This is a genomic window from Pseudomonas sp. PDM04 (assembly GCF_014851765.1).
Taxonomy (GTDB): domain Bacteria; phylum Pseudomonadota; class Gammaproteobacteria; order Pseudomonadales; family Pseudomonadaceae; genus Aquipseudomonas.
Window position 1 is genome coordinate 1,003,973 of sequence record NZ_JACVAI010000001.1, and the last position, 25,386, is coordinate 1,029,358.

26 protein-coding genes are annotated in these 25,386 nt (G+C 60.7%); 11 read left to right on the top strand and 15 right to left on the bottom strand.

Annotated features, from left to right (window positions below; all coding sequences use genetic code 11):
- Together bamC and dapA are read right to left on the bottom strand one after the other, a co-directional pair.
- Positions 1-1,116, bottom strand: a complete 1,116-nt coding sequence (gene bamC / locus IB249_RS04670; RefSeq protein WP_192302324.1) for an outer membrane protein assembly factor BamC — start codon at positions 1,114-1,116, stop codon at positions 1-3.
- Between the two features lie 17 nt (positions 1,117-1,133).
- Positions 1,134-2,012: a 4-hydroxy-tetrahydrodipicolinate synthase gene (gene dapA / locus IB249_RS04675; RefSeq protein ID WP_192302325.1), complete on the bottom strand. Its 879-nt coding sequence runs from the start codon at positions 2,010-2,012 to the stop codon at positions 1,134-1,136.
- A 326-nt stretch (positions 2,013-2,338) separates the two neighbouring features.
- Between dapA and IB249_RS04680 the strand changes: the two genes are divergently transcribed.
- Both IB249_RS04680 and IB249_RS04685 read left to right on the top strand, forming a co-directional pair.
- Positions 2,339-2,899, top strand: a complete 561-nt coding sequence (locus IB249_RS04680) for a glycine cleavage system protein R (RefSeq protein WP_056856013.1) — start codon at positions 2,339-2,341, stop codon at positions 2,897-2,899.
- 10 nt (positions 2,900-2,909) lie between these two features.
- Positions 2,910-3,383: a peroxiredoxin gene (locus IB249_RS04685; protein ID WP_192302326.1), complete on the top strand. Its 474-nt coding sequence runs from the start codon at positions 2,910-2,912 to the stop codon at positions 3,381-3,383.
- A 72-nt stretch (positions 3,384-3,455) separates the two neighbouring features.
- On the opposite strand, the gene IB249_RS04690 is transcribed toward IB249_RS04685, so the two are convergent.
- Together IB249_RS04690 and IB249_RS04695 are read right to left on the bottom strand one after the other, a co-directional pair.
- Positions 3,456-4,526, bottom strand: coding sequence for an AI-2E family transporter (locus IB249_RS04690; protein ID WP_192302327.1), 1,071 nt, complete (start codon positions 4,524-4,526; stop codon positions 3,456-3,458).
- A gap of 31 nt (positions 4,527-4,557) precedes the next feature.
- On the bottom strand, positions 4,558-4,797 hold the full coding sequence (locus IB249_RS04695; protein WP_192302328.1) for a sulfurtransferase TusA family protein: 240 nt from the start codon (positions 4,795-4,797) through the stop codon (positions 4,558-4,560).
- Between the two features lie 98 nt (positions 4,798-4,895).
- Between IB249_RS04695 and IB249_RS04700 the strand changes: the two genes are divergently transcribed.
- Positions 4,896-6,329, top strand: coding sequence for a M48 family metalloprotease (locus tag IB249_RS04700; RefSeq protein ID WP_192302329.1), 1,434 nt, complete (start codon positions 4,896-4,898; stop codon positions 6,327-6,329).
- A gap of 76 nt (positions 6,330-6,405) precedes the next feature.
- Here IB249_RS04700 and IB249_RS04705 read toward each other — a convergent pair whose 3' ends face one another.
- The 4 genes from IB249_RS04705 to rpoE form a co-directional block, all read right to left on the bottom strand.
- Positions 6,406-7,830, bottom strand: a complete 1,425-nt coding sequence (locus IB249_RS04705) for a DegQ family serine endoprotease (RefSeq protein WP_192302330.1) — start codon at positions 7,828-7,830, stop codon at positions 6,406-6,408.
- A 181-nt stretch (positions 7,831-8,011) separates the two neighbouring features.
- Entirely contained in the window at positions 8,012-8,968 is a 957-nt protein-coding gene (locus tag IB249_RS04710) for a MucB/RseB C-terminal domain-containing protein (RefSeq protein ID WP_192302331.1), read from the bottom strand.
- An 8-nt stretch (positions 8,969-8,976) separates the two neighbouring features.
- Complete coding sequence (locus IB249_RS04715; RefSeq protein WP_192302332.1) at positions 8,977-9,564, bottom strand: sigma-E factor negative regulatory protein; 588 nt, start codon at positions 9,562-9,564, stop codon at positions 8,977-8,979.
- Positions 9,565-9,595: 31 nt separating this feature from the next.
- Positions 9,596-10,177, bottom strand: coding sequence for an RNA polymerase sigma factor RpoE (gene rpoE / locus IB249_RS04720; RefSeq protein ID WP_003172477.1), 582 nt, complete (start codon positions 10,175-10,177; stop codon positions 9,596-9,598).
- A gap of 557 nt (positions 10,178-10,734) precedes the next feature.
- Here rpoE and nadB point away from each other — a divergent pair.
- Positions 10,735-12,351, top strand: coding sequence for an L-aspartate oxidase (nadB, locus tag IB249_RS04725; RefSeq protein ID WP_192302333.1), 1,617 nt, complete (start codon positions 10,735-10,737; stop codon positions 12,349-12,351).
- Here the strand turns inward: nadB and IB249_RS04730 are convergent.
- Together IB249_RS04730 and IB249_RS04735 are read right to left on the bottom strand one after the other, a co-directional pair.
- Positions 12,320-12,772, bottom strand: a complete 453-nt coding sequence (locus IB249_RS04730; RefSeq protein WP_192302334.1) for a protein YgfX — start codon at positions 12,770-12,772, stop codon at positions 12,320-12,322. The genes nadB and IB249_RS04730 overlap by 32 nt on opposite strands.
- Entirely contained in the window at positions 12,756-13,010 is a 255-nt protein-coding gene (locus IB249_RS04735) for a succinate dehydrogenase assembly factor 2 (protein ID WP_007898624.1), read from the bottom strand. Before IB249_RS04735 ends, IB249_RS04730 begins: the two co-directional genes overlap by 17 nt.
- A 149-nt stretch (positions 13,011-13,159) precedes the next feature.
- Between IB249_RS04735 and IB249_RS04740 the strand changes: the two genes are divergently transcribed.
- A complete protein-coding gene (locus IB249_RS04740; protein ID WP_192302335.1) occupies positions 13,160-14,101 on the top strand; it encodes a YgfZ/GcvT domain-containing protein in 942 nt (313 codons plus the stop codon).
- 34 nt (positions 14,102-14,135) lie between these two features.
- On the top strand, positions 14,136-14,957 hold the full coding sequence (locus IB249_RS04745) for an HDOD domain-containing protein (RefSeq protein ID WP_192302336.1): 822 nt from the start codon (positions 14,136-14,138) through the stop codon (positions 14,955-14,957).
- Between the two features lie 84 nt (positions 14,958-15,041).
- Here IB249_RS04745 and IB249_RS04750 read toward each other — a convergent pair whose 3' ends face one another.
- Positions 15,042-16,427: a sensor histidine kinase gene (locus IB249_RS04750; RefSeq protein ID WP_192302337.1), complete on the bottom strand. Its 1,386-nt coding sequence runs from the start codon at positions 16,425-16,427 to the stop codon at positions 15,042-15,044.
- Positions 16,420-17,091 carry a response regulator gene (locus tag IB249_RS04755; protein ID WP_192302338.1) on the bottom strand — a complete coding sequence of 224 codons (672 nt, stop codon included), beginning with the start codon at positions 17,089-17,091 and terminating at the stop codon, positions 16,420-16,422. The genes IB249_RS04750 and IB249_RS04755 overlap by 8 nt, the downstream gene beginning before the upstream one ends.
- A gap of 420 nt (positions 17,092-17,511) precedes the next feature.
- On the opposite strand from IB249_RS04755, the gene IB249_RS04760 reads away from it, so the two are divergent.
- From IB249_RS04760 to IB249_RS04775, 4 genes are read left to right on the top strand one after another with little or no spacing between them, the layout of a single operon-like run.
- On the top strand, positions 17,512-18,489 hold the full coding sequence (locus IB249_RS04760; protein ID WP_192302339.1) for a Bug family tripartite tricarboxylate transporter substrate binding protein: 978 nt from the start codon (positions 17,512-17,514) through the stop codon (positions 18,487-18,489).
- A 58-nt stretch (positions 18,490-18,547) separates the two neighbouring features.
- Positions 18,548-19,006, top strand: a complete 459-nt coding sequence (locus IB249_RS04765; RefSeq protein WP_192302340.1) for a tripartite tricarboxylate transporter TctB family protein — start codon at positions 18,548-18,550, stop codon at positions 19,004-19,006.
- A gap of 1 nt (position 19,007) precedes the next feature.
- Entirely contained in the window at positions 19,008-20,522 is a 1,515-nt protein-coding gene (locus IB249_RS04770; RefSeq protein ID WP_192302341.1) for a tripartite tricarboxylate transporter permease, read from the top strand.
- On the top strand, positions 20,515-21,549 hold the full coding sequence (locus tag IB249_RS04775; RefSeq protein ID WP_192302342.1) for an AbrB family transcriptional regulator: 1,035 nt from the start codon (positions 20,515-20,517) through the stop codon (positions 21,547-21,549). The genes IB249_RS04770 and IB249_RS04775 overlap by 8 nt, the downstream gene beginning before the upstream one ends.
- A gap of 87 nt (positions 21,550-21,636) precedes the next feature.
- On the opposite strand, the gene ung is transcribed toward IB249_RS04775, so the two are convergent.
- Positions 21,637-22,329, bottom strand: a complete 693-nt coding sequence (gene ung / locus IB249_RS04780; RefSeq protein WP_192302343.1) for a uracil-DNA glycosylase — start codon at positions 22,327-22,329, stop codon at positions 21,637-21,639.
- A gap of 132 nt (positions 22,330-22,461) precedes the next feature.
- Between ung and IB249_RS04785 the strand changes: the two genes are divergently transcribed.
- The gene (locus tag IB249_RS04785) at positions 22,462-23,574 is read left to right on the top strand and encodes an enoyl-CoA hydratase/isomerase family protein (protein ID WP_192302344.1); all 1,113 of its coding nucleotides are present in this window, start codon (positions 22,462-22,464) and stop codon (positions 23,572-23,574) included.
- A 66-nt stretch (positions 23,575-23,640) separates the two neighbouring features.
- Here IB249_RS04785 and IB249_RS29990 read toward each other — a convergent pair whose 3' ends face one another.
- Positions 23,641-24,495, bottom strand: coding sequence for a hypothetical protein (locus IB249_RS29990; protein WP_318653482.1), 855 nt, complete (start codon positions 24,493-24,495; stop codon positions 23,641-23,643).
- The gene (locus IB249_RS29705) at positions 24,488-25,384 is read right to left on the bottom strand and encodes a hypothetical protein (RefSeq protein WP_225606812.1); all 897 of its coding nucleotides are present in this window, start codon (positions 25,382-25,384) and stop codon (positions 24,488-24,490) included. Before IB249_RS29705 ends, IB249_RS29990 begins: the two co-directional genes overlap by 8 nt.
- Between the last annotated feature and the right edge of the window lie 2 nt (positions 25,385-25,386).

The following is a 25,386-nucleotide window of genomic DNA, read 5'->3' on the forward strand; positions in this document are numbered from 1 at the left end:
TCAGCCCAGGTTGTCCTGAATCACGCTCAACACTTTGCGCGCCACGTCAGCCGGCGCCACGGTGTTGATGTTCTTCTCGACGGTGACCTCGACGTTTTCGCCGACCTTGCTCAGGCGAACCTGATAACGCTCGGCACGCGCTTCGATTTCTTCCTTGCTTGGGCCACTGCCAAACAGGCTGCTGAAGAAACCAGGCTTCTCGTCTTTCTTCTCGGCTTTTTCGGACAGGTTGATGTAGTACAGGCCCAGGCTGCGGTTGATGTCCTCGACACGCCATTCGCCCTGTTCCAGCGCACGGCCGACGCTCGACCAGGCACGGTCCAGGTCGTTGCCGACGTTGAGTACCGGGTTGCCGCTGCCGTCTTCGGTCAGGCTGACACGGCTCGGGGCATCGAAATCACGCGAAGCCAGCATGGATACCGAACCGCCCTTCTCCGAGATGCGGCTCATGCTTGCCAGCATGTCGTCGACCAGTGCCGCGTCCAGGCCGGTGTTGACCGAACGGTTGGTGAACGCCACGTCAGCGGTGCTGCCGGCAGGACGCTGGGCGCTCACGACGTAGACTTCACTGGTGTTGCGCTGCACGCCCGGCTCGATACGCACCCGCACGCGGGTTTCGCTGTCGCTGCCGACACCGGCGGCGCTCAGGCGCTTGGCCATGGCGGCAGACAGTTCATCGGCATGCTGCCAGGTGGTGGTGAATTCACCGGTTTGCGGGCGCTGCTCATCCAGGCGGAAACCGTTGTCCTGGAAGAACTGCACGGCCACTGGCCAGACTTCGGCCGGCGGGTTCTGCGCCACGATCCAGCTCGCGTCGCCGGTTTTCTGCAACGAGTACGGCGTTACGTCGGCAGCAGCGGACAGCGGCTGTGGACGCGGCACGATGTATTCGCCCTTGGCGGTGTCGTCAGCCACGTTACGCGGGATCGGCAACAGCGGATCCAGGCGCTTGGAGGTGGTGACGTCCGGTGGCAATTGCATCGGGGCAGTCTGTTGCGCTTCCAGGTAATCGCTACCACGGTCACGGAAATAACCTTCCGGGCCCCAGATCCACCCACAGCCACTGGTGCTGGAGATAATCAAGGCAAGTGCGGAAAGTCCGGCCAATCGCTTCATGCGTAGTGCTTCCTCAATTAAACCAGGACGCCGGACTGGCGCATGGCCTGCCGCAGCGGTTCGTGACAGGCCGCACTGAGCCAGGTGAGCGGCAGACGGATACCGTCCGGCATCAGGCCCATCTCATGCAGCGCCCATTTCACGGGGATAGGGTTGGATTCGATAAACAGGGTTTTATTGAGCGGCATCAGCTTTTCATGGATCGCCCGGGCCGTGACGGCGTCGCCTTTGAGGGCGGCGTTGCACAGGTCGGCCATGTCGCGCGGGGCGACGTTGGCGGTCACCGAAATGTTGCCCTTGCCGCCCAGCAGGATCAGTTCCACGGCCGTGGCATCGTCACCGGAGAGCACGATGAAGTCCTTGCTCACGCCTGCGAGGATGGCTTTGGCACGATCCAGGTCGCCAGTGGCTTCCTTGATGCCAATGATGTTCTTGACGGTCGACAGACGGATCACGGTGTCGGCCTGCATGTCGCACGCGGTACGGCCAGGCACGTTATAGAGGATCTGCGGGATATCGACGGCTTCGGCAACGGCCTTGAAGTGCTGGTACAGGCCTTCTTGCGTCGGCTTGTTGTAATACGGAGTCACCAGCAGGCAGGCATCGGCGCCGGCGGTCTTCGCATTGGTGGTCAGCTCGATGGCTTCGCGAGTCGAGTTGGCACCGGTCCCGGCGATCACCGGAATGCGCCCTGCGACCTGCTTGACCACGTAACGAATCACTTCGATGTGTTCGTTGACGTCCAGCGTCGCCGATTCACCTGTCGTGCCGACCGCCACGATGGCGTGGGTGCCGTTTTGCAGGTGAAAGTCCACCAGTTTGCTCAGGCTGTCCCAGTCGAGACGACCCTGTGCATCCATGGGTGTGACCAGTGCCACCATACTGCCCGCAATCATGCAACCGCTCCTGCCGGAAAAAGAGAGCCGTAATGGTACTGGCGCCAAGATGCTTGCACAAGCGAAGTACTGCGCTGCCGCCATTCCCCTTGGCGCTGCTTTTCGCTACCCTTCAGACTTTGATTGGTACTGACAAGCTCCCACGCCGGGTTGCAACCTCCATTTTCGGCTTCACGAGCCCCTATCCAGCGTTGCCAGCCCCCGCTCCCGCCATACCGGAGCACGTTGCAACCTTCGGGCTCGGTTTTTCGAATTTGCCTTCACAGGCTCGCCCCGGTCAAAAAGCCCGTAGAAGTACCGACCGCTCATCGCTTTAGGAATGCTGCATGTCCACCCCCACAGTTCGCGAACAATTCCTTGTCATCAGTGCCCTTGGCGCCAACCCCATGGAGCTGACGAATGTCCTGTGCCGCGCCAGCCATGAAAACCGCTGCGCCGTGGTCACCTCTCGCCTGACCCGTCATGGCGAGTGCAGTGCGCTGGTCCTTGAAGTTTCCGGTAGCTGGGACGCCTTGGCGCGCCTGGAAGGCAGCCTTCCCGTGCTGGCCAAACGGCACGCCTTCACCGTCAACGTGGTGCGCAGCGCCGCCCTGGAAAACCGCCCGCAGGCGTTGCCGTACGTCGCTTATGTGAGCTCGGCCTATCGCTCCGACATCATCAACGAGCTGTGCCAGTTCTTCATGGACCACAACGTCGAGCTGGAAAACCTGACCTGCGACACCTACCAGGCACCGCAAACCGGCGGCACCATGCTCAATGCCACCTTTACCGTGACCTTGCCGGCCGGCGTGCAGATCAGCTGGCTGCGCGATCAGTTCCTGGATTTCGCCGATGCGCTGAACCTGGATGCCCTGATCGAACCGTGGCGCCCACAAAACCCAATGTAAGGAAGCTTTCATGGCCGTCTCCATCGACCAACCGGTTGCCGACTTCGAAGCCCCCGCCACCGGCGGGCAGACCATCAGCCTCGCCAGCCTCAAGGGCAAGCAGGTGGTGATCTATTTCTACCCGAAGGACAGCACGCCGGGGTGCACGACCCAGGGCCAGGGCTTTCGCGATCAACTCGAGGCCTTCAAGGCCGCGAACACCGAGGTGTTCGGTGTGTCCCGCGACAGCCTCAAATCCCATGAAAACTTCAGGGCCAAGCAGGGCTTCACCTTCGACCTGATCAGCGACAAGGAAGAAGCGCTGTGCCAGCTGTTTGATGTGATCAAGTTGAAGAAGCTGTATGGCAAGGAATACCTGGGAGTGGATCGCAGCACCTTCCTGATCGACAAGAACGGTGTGCTGCGCCAGGAGTGGCGTGGTGTGAAGGTGCCGGGGCATGTGGATGCCGTTCTGGCGGCGGCTCAGGCCTTGAACAAGGCGTAATGCTTCTGGCGTCATGGCAGATGCAAGCGTGCCCGCTCCCAAACGGGAGCGGGCACGTTTGCGATAGGGCCCTCAGAGCAGCGGCGCCACCACCGGCTCCTTGCGCGGCCAGGCATCCAGCACGGCCTTGAACAGGGTCGCCAGGGGAATCGCGAAGAACACGCCCCAGAATCCCCACAACCCGCCAAACAGCAACACCGCACAGATGATCGCCACCGGGTGCAGGTTGACCGCTTCGGAGAACAACAGCGGCACCAGTACGTTGCCGTCCAGGGTCTGAATGATCCCGTAGACCGCCATCAGGTAGATGAACTGATCGCTCCAGCCCCACTGGAACAAGGCGATCAGCAGCACCGGCACGGTCACCACCACGGCCCCGACGTAGGGCACGACCACCGATATGCCGACCAGCAGCGCCAGCAGCGCCGCGTAGTTGAGTCCCAGGATGACGAAGCCGATGTAGGTGACGCCGCCACAGATGAGGATCTCGATGACCTTGCCGCGAATGTAGTTGGCAATCTGCCGGTTCATGACATGCGCCACACGGGTGATCAGGGTCCGCTCGCGAGGCAGGTAACCGCGAACCCAGTGACCGATCATTTCCCGGTCCTTGAGAAAGAAGAACACCAGGATCGGCACCAGCACCAGATAGATCATGATGTTGACCAGCAGCGGCAGGCTCGACAACGAGAACGTCAGCGCCCACTGGCCGAATTTGCCGATCTCGCCACGCGCAGCCTCGATGGCCTGCAGCACCTGTTCGTCGGACACCAGGTGCGGATAGCGCTCGGGCAGCAGCAACAACAGCGACTGCCACTTGGCAAGCATGCCGGGCAATTCGTTGAACAGCGTGATCAGTTGATGCCAGAGCAACGGCACCACGACCACGATGAACACCAGCAACACGCCCATGAACAAGGCGAACACCAACCCCACGGCCACCCCGCCCGGAACACGCAGGCGCTCCAGCGTGACCACCAGGCCTTGCATCAGGTACGCCAGCACCATCCCTGCCAGCACCGGCGCCAGCATGCCACCCAGGGTCAGGACGGCGGTGAACGCCAGAAACAACAGGACCGCCAGGACCACCGCTTCCTCATCGGAGAAATAACGCTGGATCCAGTCGCGCAACACTTTGAACATCAGTCATCCTTAGAAACGAACGCAGCGGTTTTCAGGCCTTTTTCAGCCAGTAACGGTAGACACCGGCTTCCTCTTCCTCACGCAGCAGCGTGTGACCGGCCAATCGGGCGAAGGTGCGGAAATCGCGCTGTGAACCGGCATCGGTGGCGATGACCTTGAGCACTGCGCCACGGCTCATGCGGTTGAGTTCAAGCTTGGCCTTGAGCAGCGGCAACGGACAATTCAGGCCACTGGCGTCCAGTTCGGCGTCGTGGGCTACAGCGTCGGTCATTGCGTTACTCCGGGTCAGGTGATCGAGCGGCTTAGAATATCTGGTCCGAAGCCTACTGTCCGGCTACAGTAAGGTCTTTGTCGATTAAGGCTTTGTGCATGACTTTTTTGCGCCCTACCCTGCTGACGCTCGCTTGCCTGCTCGCCTCACCGGGCTTCGCCGACGACCTGCCGTCACTCGGTGACGCCAGTTCTGCCATTGTCTCGCCACAACAGGAATACCAGTTGGGTCGCGCCTGGCTCGCATTGCTGCGCAGCCAGGTTTCCCAGCTCAACGATCCGCAGCTCAAGGACTACGTCGAATCCAGCGTCTACCGCCTGGTGGAAACCAGCCAGGTCAATGACCGGCGCCTGGAGTTCATCCTGATCAACAGCCCGCAACTCAACGCCTTTGCGGCGCCGGGCGGGATCGTCGGGGTCAACGGTGGCCTGTTCCTGAACGCGCAGACCGAAGGCGAGTACGCCTCGGTCCTCGCCCACGAACTGGCTCACCTGTCGCAACGCCACTTCGCCCGCGGCGTCGAAGCCCAGCAACGCATGCAAGTGCCGATGATGGCGGCGCTGCTGGCCGGGATCGTGATTGCCGCGGCCGGCGCCGGCGATGCCGGGATCGCCGCCATCGCCGGCACACAGGCCGCCGCGATTCAGGAACAGCGACGCTTTTCGCGCCAGAACGAGCAGGAGGCCGACCGCATCGGCATCCTGAACCTGGAAAAGGCCGGTTACGATCCACGTTCGATGCCGACCATGTTCGAGCGATTGGCCCGCCAGTACCGCTTCGACGCCAAGCCACCGGAATTCCTGCTGACTCACCCGGTGACCGAATCGCGTATTGCCGACACCCGTAACCGCGCCGAGCAAGCCAGGCCGGGCGGCATCGAAGACAGCATGCGTTATCAGCTGATTCGCGCACGGGTCCAACTGATCTACGAGGAAACCCCTGGCCTGGGCGCCAAACGCTTTCGCGCTCAGCTGGATGAAAACCCGAAAAACGATGTGGCCCGCTATGGCCTGGCAATTGCGCAGATCAAGGGTGGCCAGCTCAACGAAGCGCGGGAAAACCTCAAGCAGCTGCTGGCCAAGTCGCCCAACGAGATCATCTACAACCTCGCGCAGATCGACCTGGACATCACCAGCAATCGACTGCCAGACGCCCAGACACGGGTTGACCGCCTGCTCACCCAATACCCGGGCAACTACCCGCTGAACCAGGTGCGTGTCGACCTGTTGCTCAAGCAAAACCGTGCCGCCGACGCCGAGAAAGCCTTGGAAAACCTGCTGAAAAGCCGCCCGGATGACCCGGACGTCTGGTACATGGTGGCGGAAACCCGCGGCCTGTCCGGCAACATCATCGGCCTGCATCAGGCCCGCGCCGAGTATTTCGCACTGGTTGGCGACTACCGCCAGGCCATCCAGCAACTGGACTTCGCCAAGCGCAAGGCCGGCAGCAACTTCCCACTGTCGTCGCGTATCGACGCGCGCCAACGGGAATTGATGGAACAGGAACGCATGATCAAGGACATGATGGGTTGATCGACGCTCCCGCCAAAATACAGGTATAAAAAAACCGCCTCTTTCGAGGCGGTTTTTCATTCGACCAGCAACCGGATTATTCAGCCAGCTTGAAGGTGATGAAGCTGGCGCGATTCTGACGCAAGACCCGCATCGATACCGAACGGTTCTTCGGCAACGCCTTGGCGATATCGGTGAACTCCTTGGCGGAGCCAATCGCCTGGTTGTTGAGGTGAGTGATGACGTCGCCAGGCTGCAAGCCAATCAGGGAGGCAGGACCGTCCTGAACTTCCTTGATCACCACGCCGCCTTTGAGGTCGTAGGTCTTTTTCTGTTCGTCGGTCAGCTCGGCCACCGACACACCCAGGCGATTGCTGCTGCGCTCGGTGTTGGATTTGGCCAGGGTAGCCTGCTCGTCGCCTTCATCCGGGATAGCGCCGACCGTCAGCTCGACGTTCTTGCGCTGGCCTTCGCGAATCACTTCCAGCTTGGCCTTGGAACCGGCCTTCAACGCACCGACCAGATGCGGCAGATCCGCCGACATGACGATCGGTTGACCGTTCATGCTCAGGATCACATCGCCGACCTGCAAACCGCCCTTGGCCGCCGGACCGTCATCCTGGATCTGTGCCACCAGCGCACCCGCCGGCTTGTCGAGACCGAACGACTCGGCCAGGTCCTTGTTCACTTCCTGGATGACCACGCCCAACCAGCCACGGCTGACCTTGCCACCGCTTTTCAGTTGGTTGGAAACATCCATGGCCACGTCGATCGGGATCGCGAACGATACGCCCATGAAGCCACCGGAACGGGTGTAGATCTGCGAGTTGATCCCCACCACTTCACCCGACAGGTTGAACAGCGGACCACCGGAGTTGCCCGGGTTGATCGGCACGTCGGTCTGGATGAACGGCACGTAGTTTTCGTTCGGCAGGCTGCGGCCCACCGCGCTGACGATACCTTGGGTCACGGTATGGTCGAACCCGAAGGGCGAACCGATGGCTACGACCCATTGGCCGGCCTTCAGGTCCTGGGATTTGCCCAGCTTCAGGACGGGCAGATCCTTGCCTTCGATTTTCAGCAAGGCCACGTCGGAACGTGGATCAGTGCCGATCAGCTTGGCCTTCATCTCGCTGCGGTCGGCGAGACGAACGAGAATTTCGTCGGCATCGGCGATCACATGGTTGTTGGTGAGGATGTAGCCGTCGGACGAGATGATGAAACCCGATCCCAGGGATTGGGCTTCGCGCTGGCGACCGCCGCGCGGTGAGCGCTGTTGTGGCATGCCCCGCTCGAAGAACTCGCGCAGCATCGGCGGCAAGCCTTCGAGATCCGGCATCTGCTCGCTGACTCGACGATCAGGCAGTTTCTGCGTGGTACTGATGTTGACGACGGCAGGCGAGGCCTGCTCGACCAGTTGCGTGAAGTCAGGCAGCTCGACGGCTTGAGCTGCAACTGCCTGACCGAGCACCAGTACCGTGGCAAATATGGAGAGATAAGATTTCAAGCGTGGTATCGACATACGGCTCCCGTTAAAACGAGCATGGTTAAGCGATATGGATCAAGGAACACCGGGAACGATACGCCGGTATTTTTGTTCCGGGAACAACAAACAAGGCCAGAGCCGAGGGGCTCTGACCTATAAGAAAATTCAGGGGTATTTGCAAACTGAAATGCTCACGAAACATTTCGCCATGGGCTCACTACTGGGTTGCAGTGGCATTGGTGCGCATGGACAACGCGATCCGTTCAGCAGTACCTACAGGAATTTCACCGACAACGGTGACCATCATGTCGCCTTCCGGTGTAGTCAGGCGTCGGGAAACGGCGACGGTCGGACCGAGCTGGGTGCGGGCATCGGTGACAGGTGCGCCGTTCAACGGCTCCAGGAATACCGAGAAACGCGCCAGACCATCGTCATACATGAGGCTGCTGACCTGGATCTTGGTCTGCGGGTCCTTGTGCGATGTGCTGCTGGTCAGTTCGAAACCTGCTGGCAGCCAGTCCGAGCGCCAGTTCTGAGCGGCCTTGACGGCTGACGGCTTGTCGCTGTCGAGCGACACGGCCTTGCAATCCGGGCCCGCCTGCAACTCATTGTCGGACGGTATCCCAGAGGTATCGAGCTGGGTGAACTGGAAACGCTCCAGCAACTGCCCCTTGTCATTGAGCAACAATGACTTGAGTGGCAAGCCGGTGTCCTTGTCCAGGTGCAGTTCAAAACCGTAGCGGTGTTGATCGCGAGGCTTGAGGGAAACGATCACGGCCGGACGCCCGGCCACGCGCGACTTGCCAATGATGGCGAGGTCATACCAGTTTTTCAGCTTTAGAGGATCGAGTGCACGCGCCGCGGAGTTGGGAGAATCCCCAAGCCCCGCAATCAGGATGCCGCTGACGCATTGAGTATGCCCGTCAATGCGCACGACTTCCTGGGCAGAGCCATCGAGCTGGAGGATACGCTCGCGGACCTTGCCATCCTGGACGCGGTGCCAGATGTTGTGGGTAGAAAAACTACCGTTGCGCTCGTAAACGAAAGTACCGTGAAAGCTTTGCTGTTGCTCGGCCTGGCCAAGACGGGTCAACCAATCCTGGGCTTCATCGGCGTGGGCTGGAACAATGAACCAGCCACCGAGCAGAAGCGAAAGTAGAGGTATGGCGCGCATGATCCTCCTTAACGGTTTTCCAGGCTTGCCGCACGAGCGTAAGGAAGCGCGCTCTCAGTTCCTTTCATTGCAGCCTGTTGAGCATGTTGGCGCAAGTAACCTGGCAAACGCTGATCGTGCCAGCCTGGTTGTCCTTGCAATACGCCGTTGGCCATTGGGCCAGTGGCTTCCGAACTCTCACTATAGCCTGCCAATACGGCTGGACCCTTGACCTGAGGAACGGTCAGACCCGGCTGAGTGGATTGCTGGGCCAGTTCGACACCGGCGATTTCGTCCTGGTTGTACAGGCGAACACCGGCGAGTACGGCAACGGTGACCGACGCTGCAACCGCCAGTCGACCCAGGCTGCGCCATGGACCACGAGAAGCTTTTGCCGGTACGGCTTCGTCAGCCAGTGCAGCGGAAACTGCCGCGGCGATATCCAGGCGTGGAAGCAGCAGATCCTTGTGCATCGCTGCCCGAGCGATCTGATAACGAGCCCAGGTTTCACGGGTTTCAACATCGTCGATGGCATTCAATACCCGACGCAATTCCAATTCGTCCGCTTCGTTATCCATCACTGCGGACAGCGATTCCTGCAGGGCTTCACGACTCATGGCGTTCCTCTCTTGGCTATCGCCGCTGTCTTTAGTTTTCCTGCAACAACGGCTGCAGGGCTTTATCGATGGCCTCCCGAGCGCGGAAGATCCGGGAGCGCACGGTACCCACCGGACATTGCATGACGCTCGCAATATCCTCGTAACTCAGACCATCGAATTCACGTAAAGTTAACGCCGTACGCAAATCTTCTGGCAGTTGCTGAATGGTCCGATGGACGGTGCCTTCGATCTCATCCCGCAGCAAAGCCCGTTCTGGCGACTCGAGATCCTTGAGGCCATGATCGCCATCGTAGAACTCTGCATCCTCGGAACTGACATCGCTATCCGGCGGCCGGCGGCCGCGTGAAACCAGGTAGTTCTTCGCCGTGTTGATGGCGATGCGGTAAAGCCACGTGTAAAACGCGCTGTCTCCGCGAAAATTTCCAAGTGCACGGTACGCCTTGATAAAGGCTTCCTGTGCCACATCCTGGGCTTCATGGGTGTCGTGCACGAACCGCACGATCAACCCGAGAATTTTGTGCTGGTATTTCAGCACTAGCAGATCAAAAGCTCGCTTGTCGCCGCGCTGAACGCGTTCGACCAGCTGCTGATCCTCTTCCTGGGTTAGCATGAACTCTCCTCGATAAGCTCGGAGGAAGCTTGCATAACTAAACGACCAGACTTGCAAACATAGACTCGGGCTTTTCGCAAAAGTTCTCCCCTCCAAGCAAGTTTCCTGCGGGCACCGTTTTGGCACGCACGAAAAGCGCAGCTCGGGATGACCCCGGCTGCGCGAATTATCTTGTCATCGGCCTCGACAGTCAGGATCGAAACGCAATCCCGCACTGGCACCGACGCTGTCCCTTGATTCAGGCAACGGTCTATTGATCTTGGGCCTTTGGCAAAAGTTCCAAATATTTGTAACAGTGCAACGCTGACATTGTGCGACCTTGAATGGAAAAAATCTGTTAAATCCACGATACAGTCGCTTTGTCGCCTAACCGGCCGAAAAAACATCCGACGAAGCGTCAGCTCCATCCTGTCACTGTAGTTTCACAATGCCATAACTGCCCGGCTATTGTGCCGATCCCCCCCTCTATATACTAGTGGGCTGTGTGGTCGCCCGACTCGCCGTTGTACACGTCCGGTACCACCCCCGACCCGGGTCGTTTTGAGCGGAATCCTGAAATGAGCCAACAGTTTCAACACGATGTTCTGGTCATTGGCAGCGGTGCTGCCGGTTTAAGCCTTGCGCTGACCTTGCCCGATCATTTGCGCATTGCCGTATTGAGCAAAGGCGACCTCGCCAATGGCTCGACCTTCTGGGCCCAGGGCGGCGTCGCCGCTGTTCTGGATGACACCGACACCGTCGAATCCCATGTCGATGACACGCTCAACGCAGGCGGCGGCCTGTGCCACGAAGACGCCGTGCGCTTTACCGTCGAGCACAGCAGGGAGGCGATTCAATGGCTGATCGACCAGGGTGTCCCCTTTACCCGCGATGAACAATCCGGCACCGAGGACGGCGGTTTCGAGTTTCACCTGACCCGCGAAGGCGGTCACAGCCACCGGCGCATCATTCACGCGGCCGACGCCACGGGGGCGGCAATTTTCAGGACGCTGCTCGACAAAGCCAGGCAACGACCGAACATCGAACTGCTCGAACAGCGGGTCGCGGTCGACCTGATCACCGAAAAACGCCTGGGCCTTGAGGGTGATCGCTGCCTTGGTGCCTACGTACTGAACCGTGGCACCGGCGAAGTCGACACCTACGGGGCGCGTTTCGTGATTCTTGCCTCCGGGGGCGCGGCCAAGGTCTACCTCTATACCAGCAACCCCGACGGTGCCTGTGGCGATGGCATCGCCATGGCCTGGCGCTCGGGCTGCCGGGTGGCGAACCTGGAATTCAACCAGTTCCACCCGACCTGCCTGTATCACCCGCAGGCCAAGAGCTTCCTGGTCACCGAAGCCCTGCGCGGCGAAGGCGCGCACCTTAAGTTGCCCAACGGCGAACGCTTCATGCAGCGTTTCGACCCACGTGCCGAACTGGCACCACGGGACATCGTCGCCCGGGCGATCGACCATGAAATGAAGCGGCTGGGCATCGATTGTGTCTACCTGGACATCAGCCACAAGCCGGAAGCGTTCATCAAGTCGCACTTCCCGACCGTGTACGAACGCTGCCTCGAGTTCTCCATCGACATCACCCGGCAGCCGATCCCGGTGGTTCCCGCAGCGCACTACACCTGCGGCGGCGTGATGGTCGACCAGCAAGGGCGCACCGACGTGCCCGGGCTGTATGCAATTGGCGAAACCAGTTTCACCGGTCTGCACGGTGCCAACCGCATGGCCAGCAACTCGCTGCTGGAGTGCTTCGTCTATGCGCGTTCGGCAGCGACGGACATTCTTGAACAACTGCCGCAGGTGTCAATGCCCGTCGCCCTGCCCGTCTGGGACGCCAGCCAGGTAACCGATTCGGATGAGGACGTGATCATCGCGCACAACTGGGATGAGCTGCGGCGGTTCATGTGGGACTACGTCGGCATCGTGCGCACCAACAAGCGCCTGCAGCGGGCCCAGCACCGCGTGCAGCTGTTGCTGGATGAGATCGACGAGTTCTACAGCAACTACAAGGTCAGTCGGGACCTGATCGAACTGCGTAACCTGGCCCAGGTCGCCGAGTTGATGATCCAGTCAGCCATGGAACGCAAGGAGAGTCGCGGCCTGCATTACACCCTCGACTACCCGGACATGCTGCCCGTGGCACTGGACACTATTCTGGTGCCGCCCACCTACGCCGGCTGAACCTGAGCCTGACCCGCAGGCGTCGGTGCATGTCCGGCGCCTGCGAGTCCCGTGGCACGCAAATCGCGCGGACTCGTCGCTCGCCGCGCAGGCGAAAACGCAGCACCACGATCAACGGCAGGGCCAGGCTGTCCCGGCGCAGTTGAACGGCCTGCCAGCCGTGCGCCTGATTCCAGACCTGCCAGCCATCCGCATCGCGACGCAAGCCGCGAAACGCCTGAGGGTGTGTCAGCAGGATCTGTCGTGGCAACACCCAGGCAGCCTGCGCCAGACAACACACGGCGGCCGGCAGACTGATCCAGAACGGTATGGCAAGAAGGCACAGCGCACCCAGCGCGAACAGCTGGGCCAGCAGATACGCCGCCAGCAACTGCCGTGAGGCATGCCAGCGGCATTCGAAGGCATTACTTGGGCTGGACACGATCCAGGATCATGCGAACCATGCGCTGCAGCTCCGGATCTTCGGATTCGGCGCGCTCCATGAACCAGCCGAACATGTCCTGATCCTCGCATTCGAGCAAACGGACATAGCAGGCACGATCAACCTCGTTGAGGTGCGGGTAAACCTCTTTCACGAACGGCACCAGCAGCACGTCAAGCTCGAGCATGCCACGACGGCTGTGCCAGTAGAGGCGATTCAGTTCAACATCTTCGACCATGGAGCCCTCCTCAAATAGGCGGCAAGTATACAGCCCCGGACTGCGTCGAACAGTCGGCTTTGGTCGGTCACTACCGACCTTTTGCGAACTACCCATTTCATGGGCGCCCCCTTATGATGTCCCCCAGACTTTTCACCCTGCGATATCCCATGGCCGATTCTGCTTTTTTCTGCACCCTCTCTCACGAAGGCGTTCTCGCGGTCCGCGGCGTGGATGCCGCCAAATACCTGCAAGGCCAGCTGACCTGCAACCTCAATTACCTGAGCGACACCCGGGCCAGCCTGGGTGCGCGCTGCACGCAGAAAGGCCGGATGCAATCGAGCTTCCGCATCCTGCTGCAAGGGGATGGCGTGCTCATGGCCATGGCCAGCGGGCTGCTGGAGCCGCAACTGGCGGACCTGAAGAAGTACGCGGTGTTCTCCAAGTCCAAGCTGACCGATGAAAGCGCCGCCTGGGTACGCTTCGGTCTGGAGCAGGGTGATGCCGCTCTGCTCAGCCTGGGCCTTGAACTGCCGGCCGACACCGACAGCGTCGTGCGCAATGACCCATTGATCGCCGTGCGCGTGTCGCCGGACCGCGCCGAACTCTGGGTGCCCGCCGATCAGGCTGACGCCGTCAAAAGCAAGCTGTCCGCCCTGTTGGCCGAGGGCGACCTGAACCAATGGCTGCTGGGCCAGGTCCGAGCAGGGATCGGCCAGGTCATGGCGGGCACCCGCGAACTGTTCATTCCACAGATGCTCAACCTGCAGGCCGTCGGTGGCGTGAGTTTCAAGAAGGGTTGCTACACCGGCCAGGAAATCGTCGCGCGCATGCAGTACCTGGGCAAACTCAAGCGTCGCCTGTATCGCCTGAGCCTCGCGAGCGATCAGCTACCGGAGCCTGGAACCCCCCTGCTTTCCGCAACCCACGCCAGCTCCATCGGTGAAGTCGTGATAGCCGCGCACACCGCGCACAACATCGAATTGCTGGCCGTGCTGCAAGCTGAAGCAGCGCAAAGCGGTGATGTCCACCTGGGCACACTCGAAGGGCCGGCCCTGCAGTTGCTCGACCTGCCCTACGAGCTGGATCGCGATCGAGAAATCCAGCACTGACGGCAGCATTTGTCGCAACACCTAGAGAAAAGAAATGAGTGAGCTGGCGGATAAGATCCAACAGGATTTGGTTGAGGCCATCGATAACGATGACCTGGTTCTGCCAACGTTGCCGGAAGTGGCCATGCAAATTCGCAAGGCCGCTGAAGACCCGGAAATCAGTGTCAGTAACCTGAGCAAGGTGATCGGCCGTGATACTGCGCTGTCCGCGCGATTGATCAAGGTGGTCAACAGCCCGCTCCTGCGCGCGACCCAGGAAGTCACTGACTTGCACACGGCCATTACTCGCCTGGGTGTCAATTACAGCAGTAACCTGGCGATTGGCCTGGTCATGGAGCAGATTTTCCACGCACGTTCCGAGGTGGTGGAAAAAAAGATGCGCGATGTCTGGCGCAAGAGCCTGGAGATCGCCGGGGTCAGCTACGCGTTGTGCCGCAGCTACACGCAACTCAAGCCGGACCAGGCGGCGCTCGGCGGGCTGGTGCACCAGATCGGCGTGCTGCCGATCCTGACCTACGCCGAAGACCACTATGAGCTGCTGTCGGATCCGGTCAGCCTGAACCACGTGATCGACCACATTCATCCGGTACTGGGCGAAAAACTGCTGCAGGTCTGGGAGTTTCCGGAAATGCTGGTACAGGTTCCGCGGCTGTACCTGGACTTCAAGCGTGAGTCCGCACACGTGGATTACATCGACCTGGTGCAGGTCGCCAGCCTGTATTGCTACAAGGACACCGACCACCCCATCGCCCGGATCGACCCGTTCAACGTGCCCGCCTTCAAACGACTGGGGATTGACCCGGAAAACAAGGCAATGTGCAGCGATCTCGAAGAGTCGCGGTCGATGTTCTACTGACAGACCGCATCGCCCCATCGCGAGCCGGCTCGCTCCCGCAGAGAACACTGAAACCCTGTGGCAGCGAGCCGGCTCGCGGTGGGTCTACCCGGCAATAAAACTCACCCGCACCTTCAACCCCGCGTGTTCGCCATCATGCAGGCTGATCTGCGCCAGGTGCGCACGGCAGATCTCTCCAACAATTGCCAGGCCCAAACCGGAGCCGGCGACTTGCTGGTTGCGCCGGTAAAAGCGTTCGAATACGCGGTCGCGCTCTTCCAGCGGGATCCCCGGCCCATCGTCCTCGACCTCCAGCACCGCCGGCGCCGAGACCCGCAGGATGACATTGCCACCGGGTGGCGTGTGAGCCAGCGCGTTATCCACCAGGTTGCTCAAGAGCTCGTTCAACAGCGTCGGCTCACCGCGCAGCCATACCGGCTCGTCCGCTTCCAGCGCCAGGGCGACGCCACGGGCATGGGCCAGCGGCGCCATGGCCATGCCCAGTTCACGGGCCAACTGGCTCAGGTCCAGCAACTGCGCGCCACCTTCGGCGATCGCCCGGGCACCGTTCTCGACCCGCGCCAGCGACAGCAACTGGTTGGCCAGGTGGGTCAGGCGGTCTGTGCCCTGTGCCGCGGTGTCCAGGGTGTTGCGCCAGGTCTCGGGCTCGCTCGAACGCAGGCCCAACTCCAGACGCGCCTTGAGCGCCGCCAAAGGCGTGCGCAGTTCATGGGCCGCATCGGCGATGAACTGCGCCTGGCGCTCGAACTGTCCGCGCAGACGCTCGGTAAAGTGATTGAGCGCCCGCACCAGCGGCCACAGTTCATGCTGCACTTCCACCAACGGCAGCGGCCGCAGGTCGTCGGGCTGCCGCTCCTCGACCGCCGTGCGCAGACGTTCCAGCGGACGCAATGCGGCACTGACAGCAAACCACACCATCAGCAACGCACCGATCGCCAACATTCCCAGGCGCAACAGGGTGTCGGCGGCCAGACTGCGGGCCATGCTGACGCGCGCTTCATCGGTTTCCGCGACGCGGATTTCCGCCATGCCGTTCATGTTCGGCTCGCTGACGGGCTTGAGCAGGCTGACCACCCGCACGTTCTGGCCCTGGTACGTGGCGTTGTAGAACCGCGCCAGCGCCGGATAGTCGTCGGTGCGCGGCGTGCCTGGCGGTGGTGGCGGCAGGTTCTCGTAACCGGAAATCAGCTTCTGGTCGATGTCGTTGACCAGGTAAAAAATCCGCCCGGCGCTGTCATAGGCAAACGTATCGAGGGCCACGTAAGGCACGTCGGCACTGAGGCTGCCATCGCGTGACGACACGCCGGCGGCGATGGTTCGGGCGGACGCCAGCAAGGTCCGGTCGTAGGCCGTGTCGGCAGCTTCGCGCCCGTTCCAGTAGGCGCTCAAACCACTGGCCAGCATCAACACCACCAGCAACAGCGCGAGGTTCCACAGCAACCGCCAGCGCAGACTGCTGGGCTTATGCATCGCGGCTTTCCAGCAGGTAGCCGAGCCCGCGGAAGGTCACGATGGCCACCGGGTGCCCGTCGAGCTTCTTGCGCAAGCGATGGACGTAGATCTCGATGGCGTCAGGGCTGGCTTCCTCGTCCAGGCCGAAGACCTGGGAAGCGAGTTGCTCCTTGCTCATCACCCGGCCGGGGCGGGCGATCAGCGCTTCGAGCACCGCCTGTTCGCGGGAGGTCAGGGTGAGCAGTTCGTCGTTGAGGGTGAAACGCCGGGTGTCCAGATCGTAAGCCAGCACGCCGCAGGTCTGCTGGCGTTCGCCACCGAGCACGCTGCGGCGCAACAACGCCTTGACCCGGGCCTCCAGTTCGGTGAGTTCGAACGGCTTGGCCAGGTAGTCGTCAGCGCCAAGGTTCAGGCCATGGACGCGGTCCTTGACGTCGCTGCGGGCGGTCAGCATCAGCACCGGCAGGTTCTTGCCACGGGTTCGCAGGCGCGCCAGCACTTCGAAACCATCCATGCGCGGCAAGCCGACATCGAGGATCGCCATGGCGTACTCCTCGCTGCTCAAGGCCAGGTCGGCGGCCACGCCGTCATGCAGCACATCCACGGTCAGGCCGGTGCTCTTGAGTGCCTGGGCGACACTTTCGGCGAGCTGCAGATGGTCCTCGACGAGCAGAACACGCATGGATTTTTTCCTCGTTCAGGGATGGTCGACGCCATTGTTTGGCGCGGAGTTTACCGCTGCATCCGTCGCTGTGAAGCCTGAAAAGCGTGAAAACCCACGCAAAAGGTTGCTGAAGGTTTGTTGAAAGGTTAGCGAAAGGTTCGCTGGTTAGAGTCAAGTTACGGAATGTTTCAACCTGCCCATTCCAACCGTTACACCTGCGTTGAATGTAGCGCCCGAAAAACGCCACGAAGCGTTTTCGCCAATAAGAACAATAACCGAGGTACTGCGCCATGCTGTCCACACAGCCCCAGGCTTGTCCGCCGCTCCCTTCTCTCCCGTTCGATTCGATGACGCGTGTCAGCGCCCTTTGCGGCTGCGCAACGCGAAACCGTCGCACCTGAAACATCCCCAAAAACAACAACTCCCGTGGAGAAAACCATGAACCGATCACTGCGCCGTTTCGCCCTCGCCGCCAGCTGCATGCTGTTTGCCGGCCAACTGATGGCCGAGCCGAAACGCCCGGAATGCATTGCCCCGGCTTCGCCTGGCGGCGGTTTCGACCTGACCTGCAAACTGGCGCAAAGCGCGCTGGTCAATGAAAAACTGCTGACCAAACCGATGCGCGTGACCTACATGCCCGGTGGTGTCGGTGCCGTGGCGTACAACGCGGTGGTCGCCCAGCGGCCGGCCGATGCCGGGACGCTGGTGGCATGGTCCAGCGGCTCGCTGCTGAACCTGGCCCAGGGCAAGTTCGGCCGCTTCGATGAGAATGCCGTGCGCTGGCTGGCAGCTGTCGGCACCAGCTACGGCGCCATCGCCGTCAAAAGCGACTCGCCGTACAAGACCCTCGACGACCTGGTCAAGGCATTGAAGAAAGACCCGAGCTCCGTGGTCATCGGTTCCGGCGGCACCGTCGGCAGCCAGGACTGGATGCAGACCGCGCTGATCGCCAAGGCCGCCGGGATCAACCCGCGCGACCTGCGTTATGTCGCCCTCGAAGGCGGCGGCGAAATCGCCACGGCACTGCTTGGCGGCCACATCCAGGTCGGCAGCACCGACATCTCCGACTCCATGCCGCATATCCAGAGCGGTGACATGCGCCTGCTGGCGGTGTTCTCCGAAAAACGCCTGGACGAGCCGGAAATGAAAGACATCCCGACCGCCAAGGAACAGGGCTACGACATTGTCTGGCCGGTGGTTCGCGGCTTCTACCTCGGGCCGAAGGTCAGCGATGAAGATTACGCCTGGTGGAAAGAGGCGTTCGACAAGCTGCTGGCTTCCGACGAGTTCGCCAAGTTGCGCGATCAGCGCGAACTGTTCCCGTTCGCCATGACCGGCCCGGAGCTGGACACCTACGTGAAGAAGCAGGTCGCGGACTACAAGGTGCTGGCCAAAGAGTTCGGCCTGATTCAGTGATCGTCTCTGTCTAGCGGCTGCGACTCCGCCTGGCGGGGTCGCGGCACAGGAGTTTGCCATGCTCTTACAACGTATTTTTGCCTCAGTGTTGCTGCTGGCCTGCCTGGGCCTGGCACTGATGGCGTGGCCTTATCAGGCCGATTACTCCTATGAACCGGTGGGCCCCAGGGCTTTTCCCTTGCTGATGCTCGGGCTGATGGGGTGCGCGCTGCTGTACATGGTGTTCCGTCCGACGCCCATCGTACACAGCGAGGACGACCCGCAGCTGGACCGTGAAACCCTGAACAAGATCGGCCTCTGCGTCATGCTGCTGCTGATCTTCGCCGGGCTGTTCGAGCCCCTGGGTTTCATTCTCAGCAGCATGCTGATCGGCATCCCCATGGCACGCCTGTATGGCGGTCGCTGGCTGCCCAGCGTGGTGGTCACCACCCTGATGGCAGTGGGTCTCTACCTGTTGTTCGACAAGTTGATGGACGTGCCGCTGCCCCTGGGCCTGCTCGACGTTCTGGAGAACTGATATGGATACGCTTGGCTATTTGGGCCAGGGTTTCGGCGTCGCGCTGAGCCCTTACAACCTGGTGACGGCACTGTCCGGCACCCTGATCGGCACCGTCGTCGGCCTGTTGCCGGGCCTGGGCCCGATCAACGGCGTGGCGCTGCTGATCCCGATCGCCTTTGCCCTCGGACTGCCACCGGAGTCGGCGCTGATCCTGCTGGCGGCGGTTTACCTGGGTTGCGAGTACGGCGGCCGGATCAGCTCGATCCTGCTGAACATTCCTGGCGAAGCATCCACCGTGATGACCACGCTCGATGGCTACCCGATGGCCCGCAAAGGCCTGGCCGGTGTGGCGTTGTCGCTGTCGGCGTGGAGTTCGTTCATCGGCGCGTTCATTGCCACCTGCGGCATGGTGCTGTTCGCGCCGCTGCTGGCGAAATGGGCGATTGCCTTCGGCCCGGCGGAATACTTCGTCCTGATGGTGTTCGCGATTGTCTGCCTCGGCGGCATGGCCGGCGATCGTCCGCTGAAGACCTTCATCGCGGCGTTGATCGGCCTGTTCCTGTCGACCGTCGGCATTGATGCCAACAGCGGCGTGTACCGCTTTACCGGGGACAACATTCACCTGACCGACGGCATTCAATTCGTGGTGCTGGTGCTGGGCCTGTTCTCCATCAGCGAAATCCTTTTGCTGCTGGAAAAAACCCATCGCGGCCAGGAAGCGGTGAAAGCCACCGGCCGCATGATGTTCAACCTCAAGGAAGCATCGGCGGTGTTCGTGGTGAACATTCGCTGCGGCGTGTTCGGCTTCATCATGGGCGTGTTGCCGGGTGCAGGTGCGACCCTCGCCAGCGCCGTGGCCTACATGACCGAAAAGCGCATCGCCGGCGCCAAGGGCACCTTCGGCCAGGGCGACATGCGTGGCCTGGCTGCACCGGAAACCGCCATCGGCGCTTCGGCGTGCGGCGCGCTGGTGCCGATGCTGACCCTGGGCGTTCCGGGTTCGGGCACCACAGCCGTGATGATCGGCGCCCTGTCGCTGTACAACATCACCCCCGGCCCGCTGCTGTTCCAGCAGCAACCGGACATCGTCTGGGGCCTGATCGCCTCGTTGTTCATCGCCAACATCATGCTGGTGATCCTCAACATCCCGATGATCCGCATCTTCACCCGCATCCTTGCCGTGCCGAACTGGGCGCTGGTGCCCGTGATCGCGATCATCACCGGGATCGGTGTCTACGCGGTGCATGCCACCACCTTCGACCTGTTCCTGATGGTCGGTATCGGTATCTTCGGTTACATCCTGCGCAAGTTGGATTTCCCGCTGTCGCCGGTGTTGCTGGGGTTCATCCTCGGTGGCCTGATGGAGCAGAACCTGCGCCGCGCCCTGTCGATTTCCAACGGCGCGCTGGAAATCCTCTGGTCGAGCCCGATCACCCTGGGCGTCTGGGTACTGACCGTGTTCATGCTGTCGCTGCCGCTGCTGCGGATCTGGCGCAAACGTTCGCTCGCTCGTCGCGCGGTAGCCGATGTCTGATCGAACACCGTTCAACGCCTGGTGGGGGACGCCGCTGGTGGGCGCGCTGGGCGGTTACCTGGCCAGCCTGGTTGGCTGGCCGCTGCCCTGGATGGTCGGCTCTTTGCTGGCGATCATCCTGGTGCGCTGCCTGACACCGTGGCAACTGGCGGAAATCCCTGGCGGCCGCAAGTGCGGCCAGTGGATTGTCGGCATCGGCATCGGCCTGCATTTCACCCCGGTGGTGATGGAGCAGGTGCTGAGCCACTTCGGCCTGATCTTCTTCGGTGCGTTGGTCACCAGCCTGTCGGCCGTGGTCGGCGTCTGGTTGATGCGACGCACCGGCGAGGATCGCGCCACCGCCTTTTTCTCCAGCATGCCAGGCGGCTCCGGCGAGATGGTCAACCTCGGCGCGCGCAATGGCGCGGTCCTCAGCCACGTCGCGGCGGGGCAAAGCCTGCGGGTGCTGGTGGTGGTGCTGTGCGTGCCGGCCGCTTTCAAATACCTGCTGGGTGATGGCGCGCCGATCTTTCATCCGGCGGCCGTCGACTGGCGCTGGCTGGCCCTTCTGTTTCCGGCAGGTGCCCTGGCTGCCTGGCTGTGGGAACGTCTTCGTCAACCCAACCCATGGCTGTTCGGGCCTTTGCTGGTCAGTGCAGCGGTGAGCATTGCCTGGGACCTGCACATCAGTCTGCCCAACGGCGGCAGCCAGATGGGCCAGTGGCTGATCGGCAGCGGCCTGGGCTGTCATTTCAACCGGCAGTTTTTCCGGCGCGCGCCTTCCTTCATGGGACGGACCCTGATGGGCACCGTGCTGACGATGTTGATCGCCACGGCGGCGGCATTGGGCTTGAGTGCGCTGACGCATCTGGATTTGCGTTCTCTGACCCTGGGCATGATGCCGGGCGGCATTGCGGAGATGAGCCTGACGGCGGAAACCCTGCAATTGTCGGTGCCGCTTGTGACGGCGATGCAGGTGATGCGGCTGCTGTTTGTGCTGTTTCTGGCCGAGCCGTTGTTCAAGTACTGGAATCGCAACCCGGACTGAAAGCCGAATCACCCCTTTCGCGAGCAGGGTACGCTTGCTCCTTGTGGAAGCGAGCCTGCTCGCGAAGGGGCCATCCCGGTCAACGCTTCAGACCGGCGGCAACCGCCACTCGATCGGCGTCTCGCCATGCTGCTCCAGGAACTTGTTGGTCCGGCTGAAGTGCCCGCAACCGAGAAAGCCGCGATAAGCCGACAGCGGTGACGGATGCACCGAGGTCAGCACCAGGTGCTTGGTTGCATCGATCAGCTTCTGTTTGCTCTGGGCATGGGAGCCCCAAAGCATGAACACCAGGTGTGGCTGTTGCTGGCTGACCACTTCAATGATCCGGTCGGTGAAGAACTGCCAGCCCTTGTCCTTGTGCGCGTTGGCATTGGCACGTTCGACCGTCATGGTGGTGTTGAGCATCAATACGCCCTGGTCGGCCCAGCTTTGCAGGTAGCCGTGATTGGGAATGTCGATGTTCAGGTCACGCTTCAACTCTTTATAGATGTTCACCAGCGACGGCGGCGCCGGCACGCCCGGCTGCACCGAGAAACACAGGCCATGGGCCTGGCCCGGACCGTGATAAGGATCCTGGCCGAGGATCACCACTTTGACCTTGTCCAGCGGCGTGGAATTGAGTGCGTTGAAAATCAGCGGGCCCGGTGGATAGATCTCCTTGCCGGCCGCACGCTCCTGTTGCAGGAAATTGCGCAACTCTGCCATGTAGGGCTGGTCGAACTCAGCACGCAGTGCCTCCTTCCAGCTCGGTTCGAGTTTGATACGGTCGTCAGCAGTCATGGTTACACCCGGCAAAAACAATGGGGCGAACCCTAGGAAAGCCCATCACGCTTGTCAATTGATCTGACGCAGATCCGGCACTTTCCCACACAGCGATCATACTGAACGCTCAAATTCCCGATCGAGGTCACGATGAATCTGCACTTCGAAGAACTGATCGGCACCGACGGCGCCCGCATCGCAGTCGCCAGCCTGGATGCCGAAAAGTCCCTGAACGCCCTGTCCCTGCCGATGATCAACGCCCTGCGCGATCGGCTCGACGCCTGGGCCAAGGATCCACAGGTGGTCTGTGTGCTGTTGCGCGGCAACGGGGCCAAGGCCTTTTGCGCCGGCGGCGACGTGCGCAGCCTGGTGGAAGCGTGTCGCGCACACCCCGGCGAAGTGCCGCCATTGGCGGCGAACTTCTTCGCGGCGGAATACCGTCTGGACTTCTACCTGCACACGTACCCGAAACCGCTGATCTGTTGGGGCCATGGCTATGTGCTGGGCGGTGGCATGGGCCTGCTGCAGGGCGCCAGCATCCGCATTGTCACACCCAGCAGCCGCCTGGCGATGCCCGAGATCAGCATTGGTCTGTACCCGGACGTCGGCGCCAGCTGGTTCCTGTCGCGCCTGCCCGGCAAGCTCGGCCTGTTTCTCGGCCTGACCGGCGCGCACATGAATGGCCGGGATGCGCTCGATCTGGACCTGGCCGACCGCTTCCTGCTCGATGAACAGCAACAGGCCTTGATCGAAGGCTTGCTGCAATTGAACTGGCAGGAACAGACGCCGGTGCAACTCAACAGCCTGCTCAAGGCCTTGCAACAGGAAGCCCTCGCTCAGATGCCCGATGCCCAGTGGCTGCCGCGACGCCAGCAGATCGACGAACTGCTGGATGTCAGCGACGTGCGTTGCGCCTGGCAGGCCATCAGCCAGCAGCGCGACAACAGCGACCTGCTGCTCAGCCGCGCCGCCCGCACCCTGAGTGAAGGCTCACCACTGACCGCGCATCTGGTGTGGGAACAAATCGTCCGCGCTCGCCACCTGTCTCTGGCGCAGGTGTTCCAGATGGAATACACCCTGAGCCTCAATTGCTGCCGTCACCCGGAATTCAGCGAAGGGGTACGCGCACGGTTGATCGACAAGGACCAGAAACCGCACTGGCATTGGTCGGACATCAACCACGTGCCGCAGGCGGTGGTCGAGGCGCACTTCCAGAAAGCCTGGGAGGGGCGGCATCCGTTGGCGGATCTTTCCGAGTACTGAGGCCTTGGCGTTGTCCGCGATAGCCTGGTCAATAGGCATATCGCGGGCATTCATCAACGATAATGACTACAACTCTACCTCATAAAATGCAGCGATTTCCTTGATGGCCTCCAGCACGCCTTCGTCATCGCACAAAAATATATGTTCCATGTCCCTTAGCGGCGGCAATGGATGCAGAAGCTCAAGCAGTTCATCAGCAGTGTAGTCTTGTGGCGTCCCGTGTGGCCCCAGGACTCTTATAAAACTGATTGCCGCATCTCCTCCCAGAAAATGATCGATTACACGTATCTTCGGAGAGGCCCCGTAATTCACTACTACGACGAGATCATCGCTATCACGGTGGAACTTCAGTTGATGGATGGATGCGTCAAAACTCGTGAAATCGATCCCATCATGCCCCCCCGACGCGTTAATGATCGTATCTCTTCCCAGACCGTCGTACTTGTAAACATCATTTCCAGTTCCCCCCATCAACGTGTCGTTGCCAGCGCCTCCCCAAAGGACATCATCCCCAGCACTACCCTGGAGCGAATCATCCCCCTGCATACCCCGTATTTCTCCAGCGCCACTCAGAGAGTCATTGCCCTGGCCACCAACGAGAGGGAGTTTCTGACCATTCCGGAAAGAGCTAGCCTCATTGGCTTTGTCGATCAGAACGCCATGACGATAAAAATCAGGCGCAGGATCCAGGCTGCTGTCAGCGATAAGCTGATTCAAACCAACATCCGTGCCATTGGAAAACCTGATAACTTCGATGCCAGAACCCTCAGGGTCACTCGCATTCGGTAATACGATACGAACTTTTTGATCGGTGCCCCAGGCGATATCGAGGGTGGAGTACAGCATCTGCGCGCGGGGTGGGTGACGAAAATTCTCACGTTTAGGCTGCGGGTCCAACTCTATGTTGACTGTTTCAACCAACGTAGCCCCCCAACTCAATTGCAGTTGCTCGAGGACGACTCCTTCCGGAAGTCTGACAATATCCGTATCGTCTGATCCGGACTCGGATTCCCACCCGGCAACCCCAACTTCTGGACGGTGAACAAACCCACTGTAGTTGGAGCCATACATGCGAACCGAAATTTTCGAAGACGGCTTGAAGTGCAATACAATAGGAATCGATGGCAAATAAAATATTCTTGAAATCATCCACCGTATTGACTCGTGCCAACTCGTGCTGACCTTCGATTTCTGAGCCCGGGTCACCCGCCGAGATCAATCGCCATGTCTCATAAGGCGGACGTCCTCCCAGCAGACAGAACCCTACAGTACCGGACCATCCTGCGTTACGAGTTAATGCGGTATCTTCCTCACCGAGCTTGCCAGGAAAAAGCACTTTTCCAATGGCGCTCGCATCTATGGATGCGATTTGATCTATTGAAGGGACAGTCCATGGCGCTAACTTCCCATCGGGTGACCCGTGTATGAAAGTGTTCACCAAATTAGCTGCTACTTGATTGGAGGACTTCTGCATCAGATCCTCACTAAAATCTTCATCTAAGCGAAGTCGCCCCTGACGCAGGGTATATGCACGAATCAATGCCGAGTAGGCACCCATACCGCCGTTGGCGTCTATTGCTACATCCAGCCACAATTTAGCACTTTTCAGAATTGTCACATAGGGAGCATCAGGCTTCGAGAGCTTATCACTGATCAAATCGGACAGTACCTGATAAAGAGGCTCACAATTAAATCCTTTTGCTGCTACTGCCGTATAAAACCCGTCAGCCGGATTGAAAATCAGCCCCTTGCAAGCGACGGCCGCCTCGCAAATTAGAATTTTTTCCGCATCACTGAATACATAACTCATTA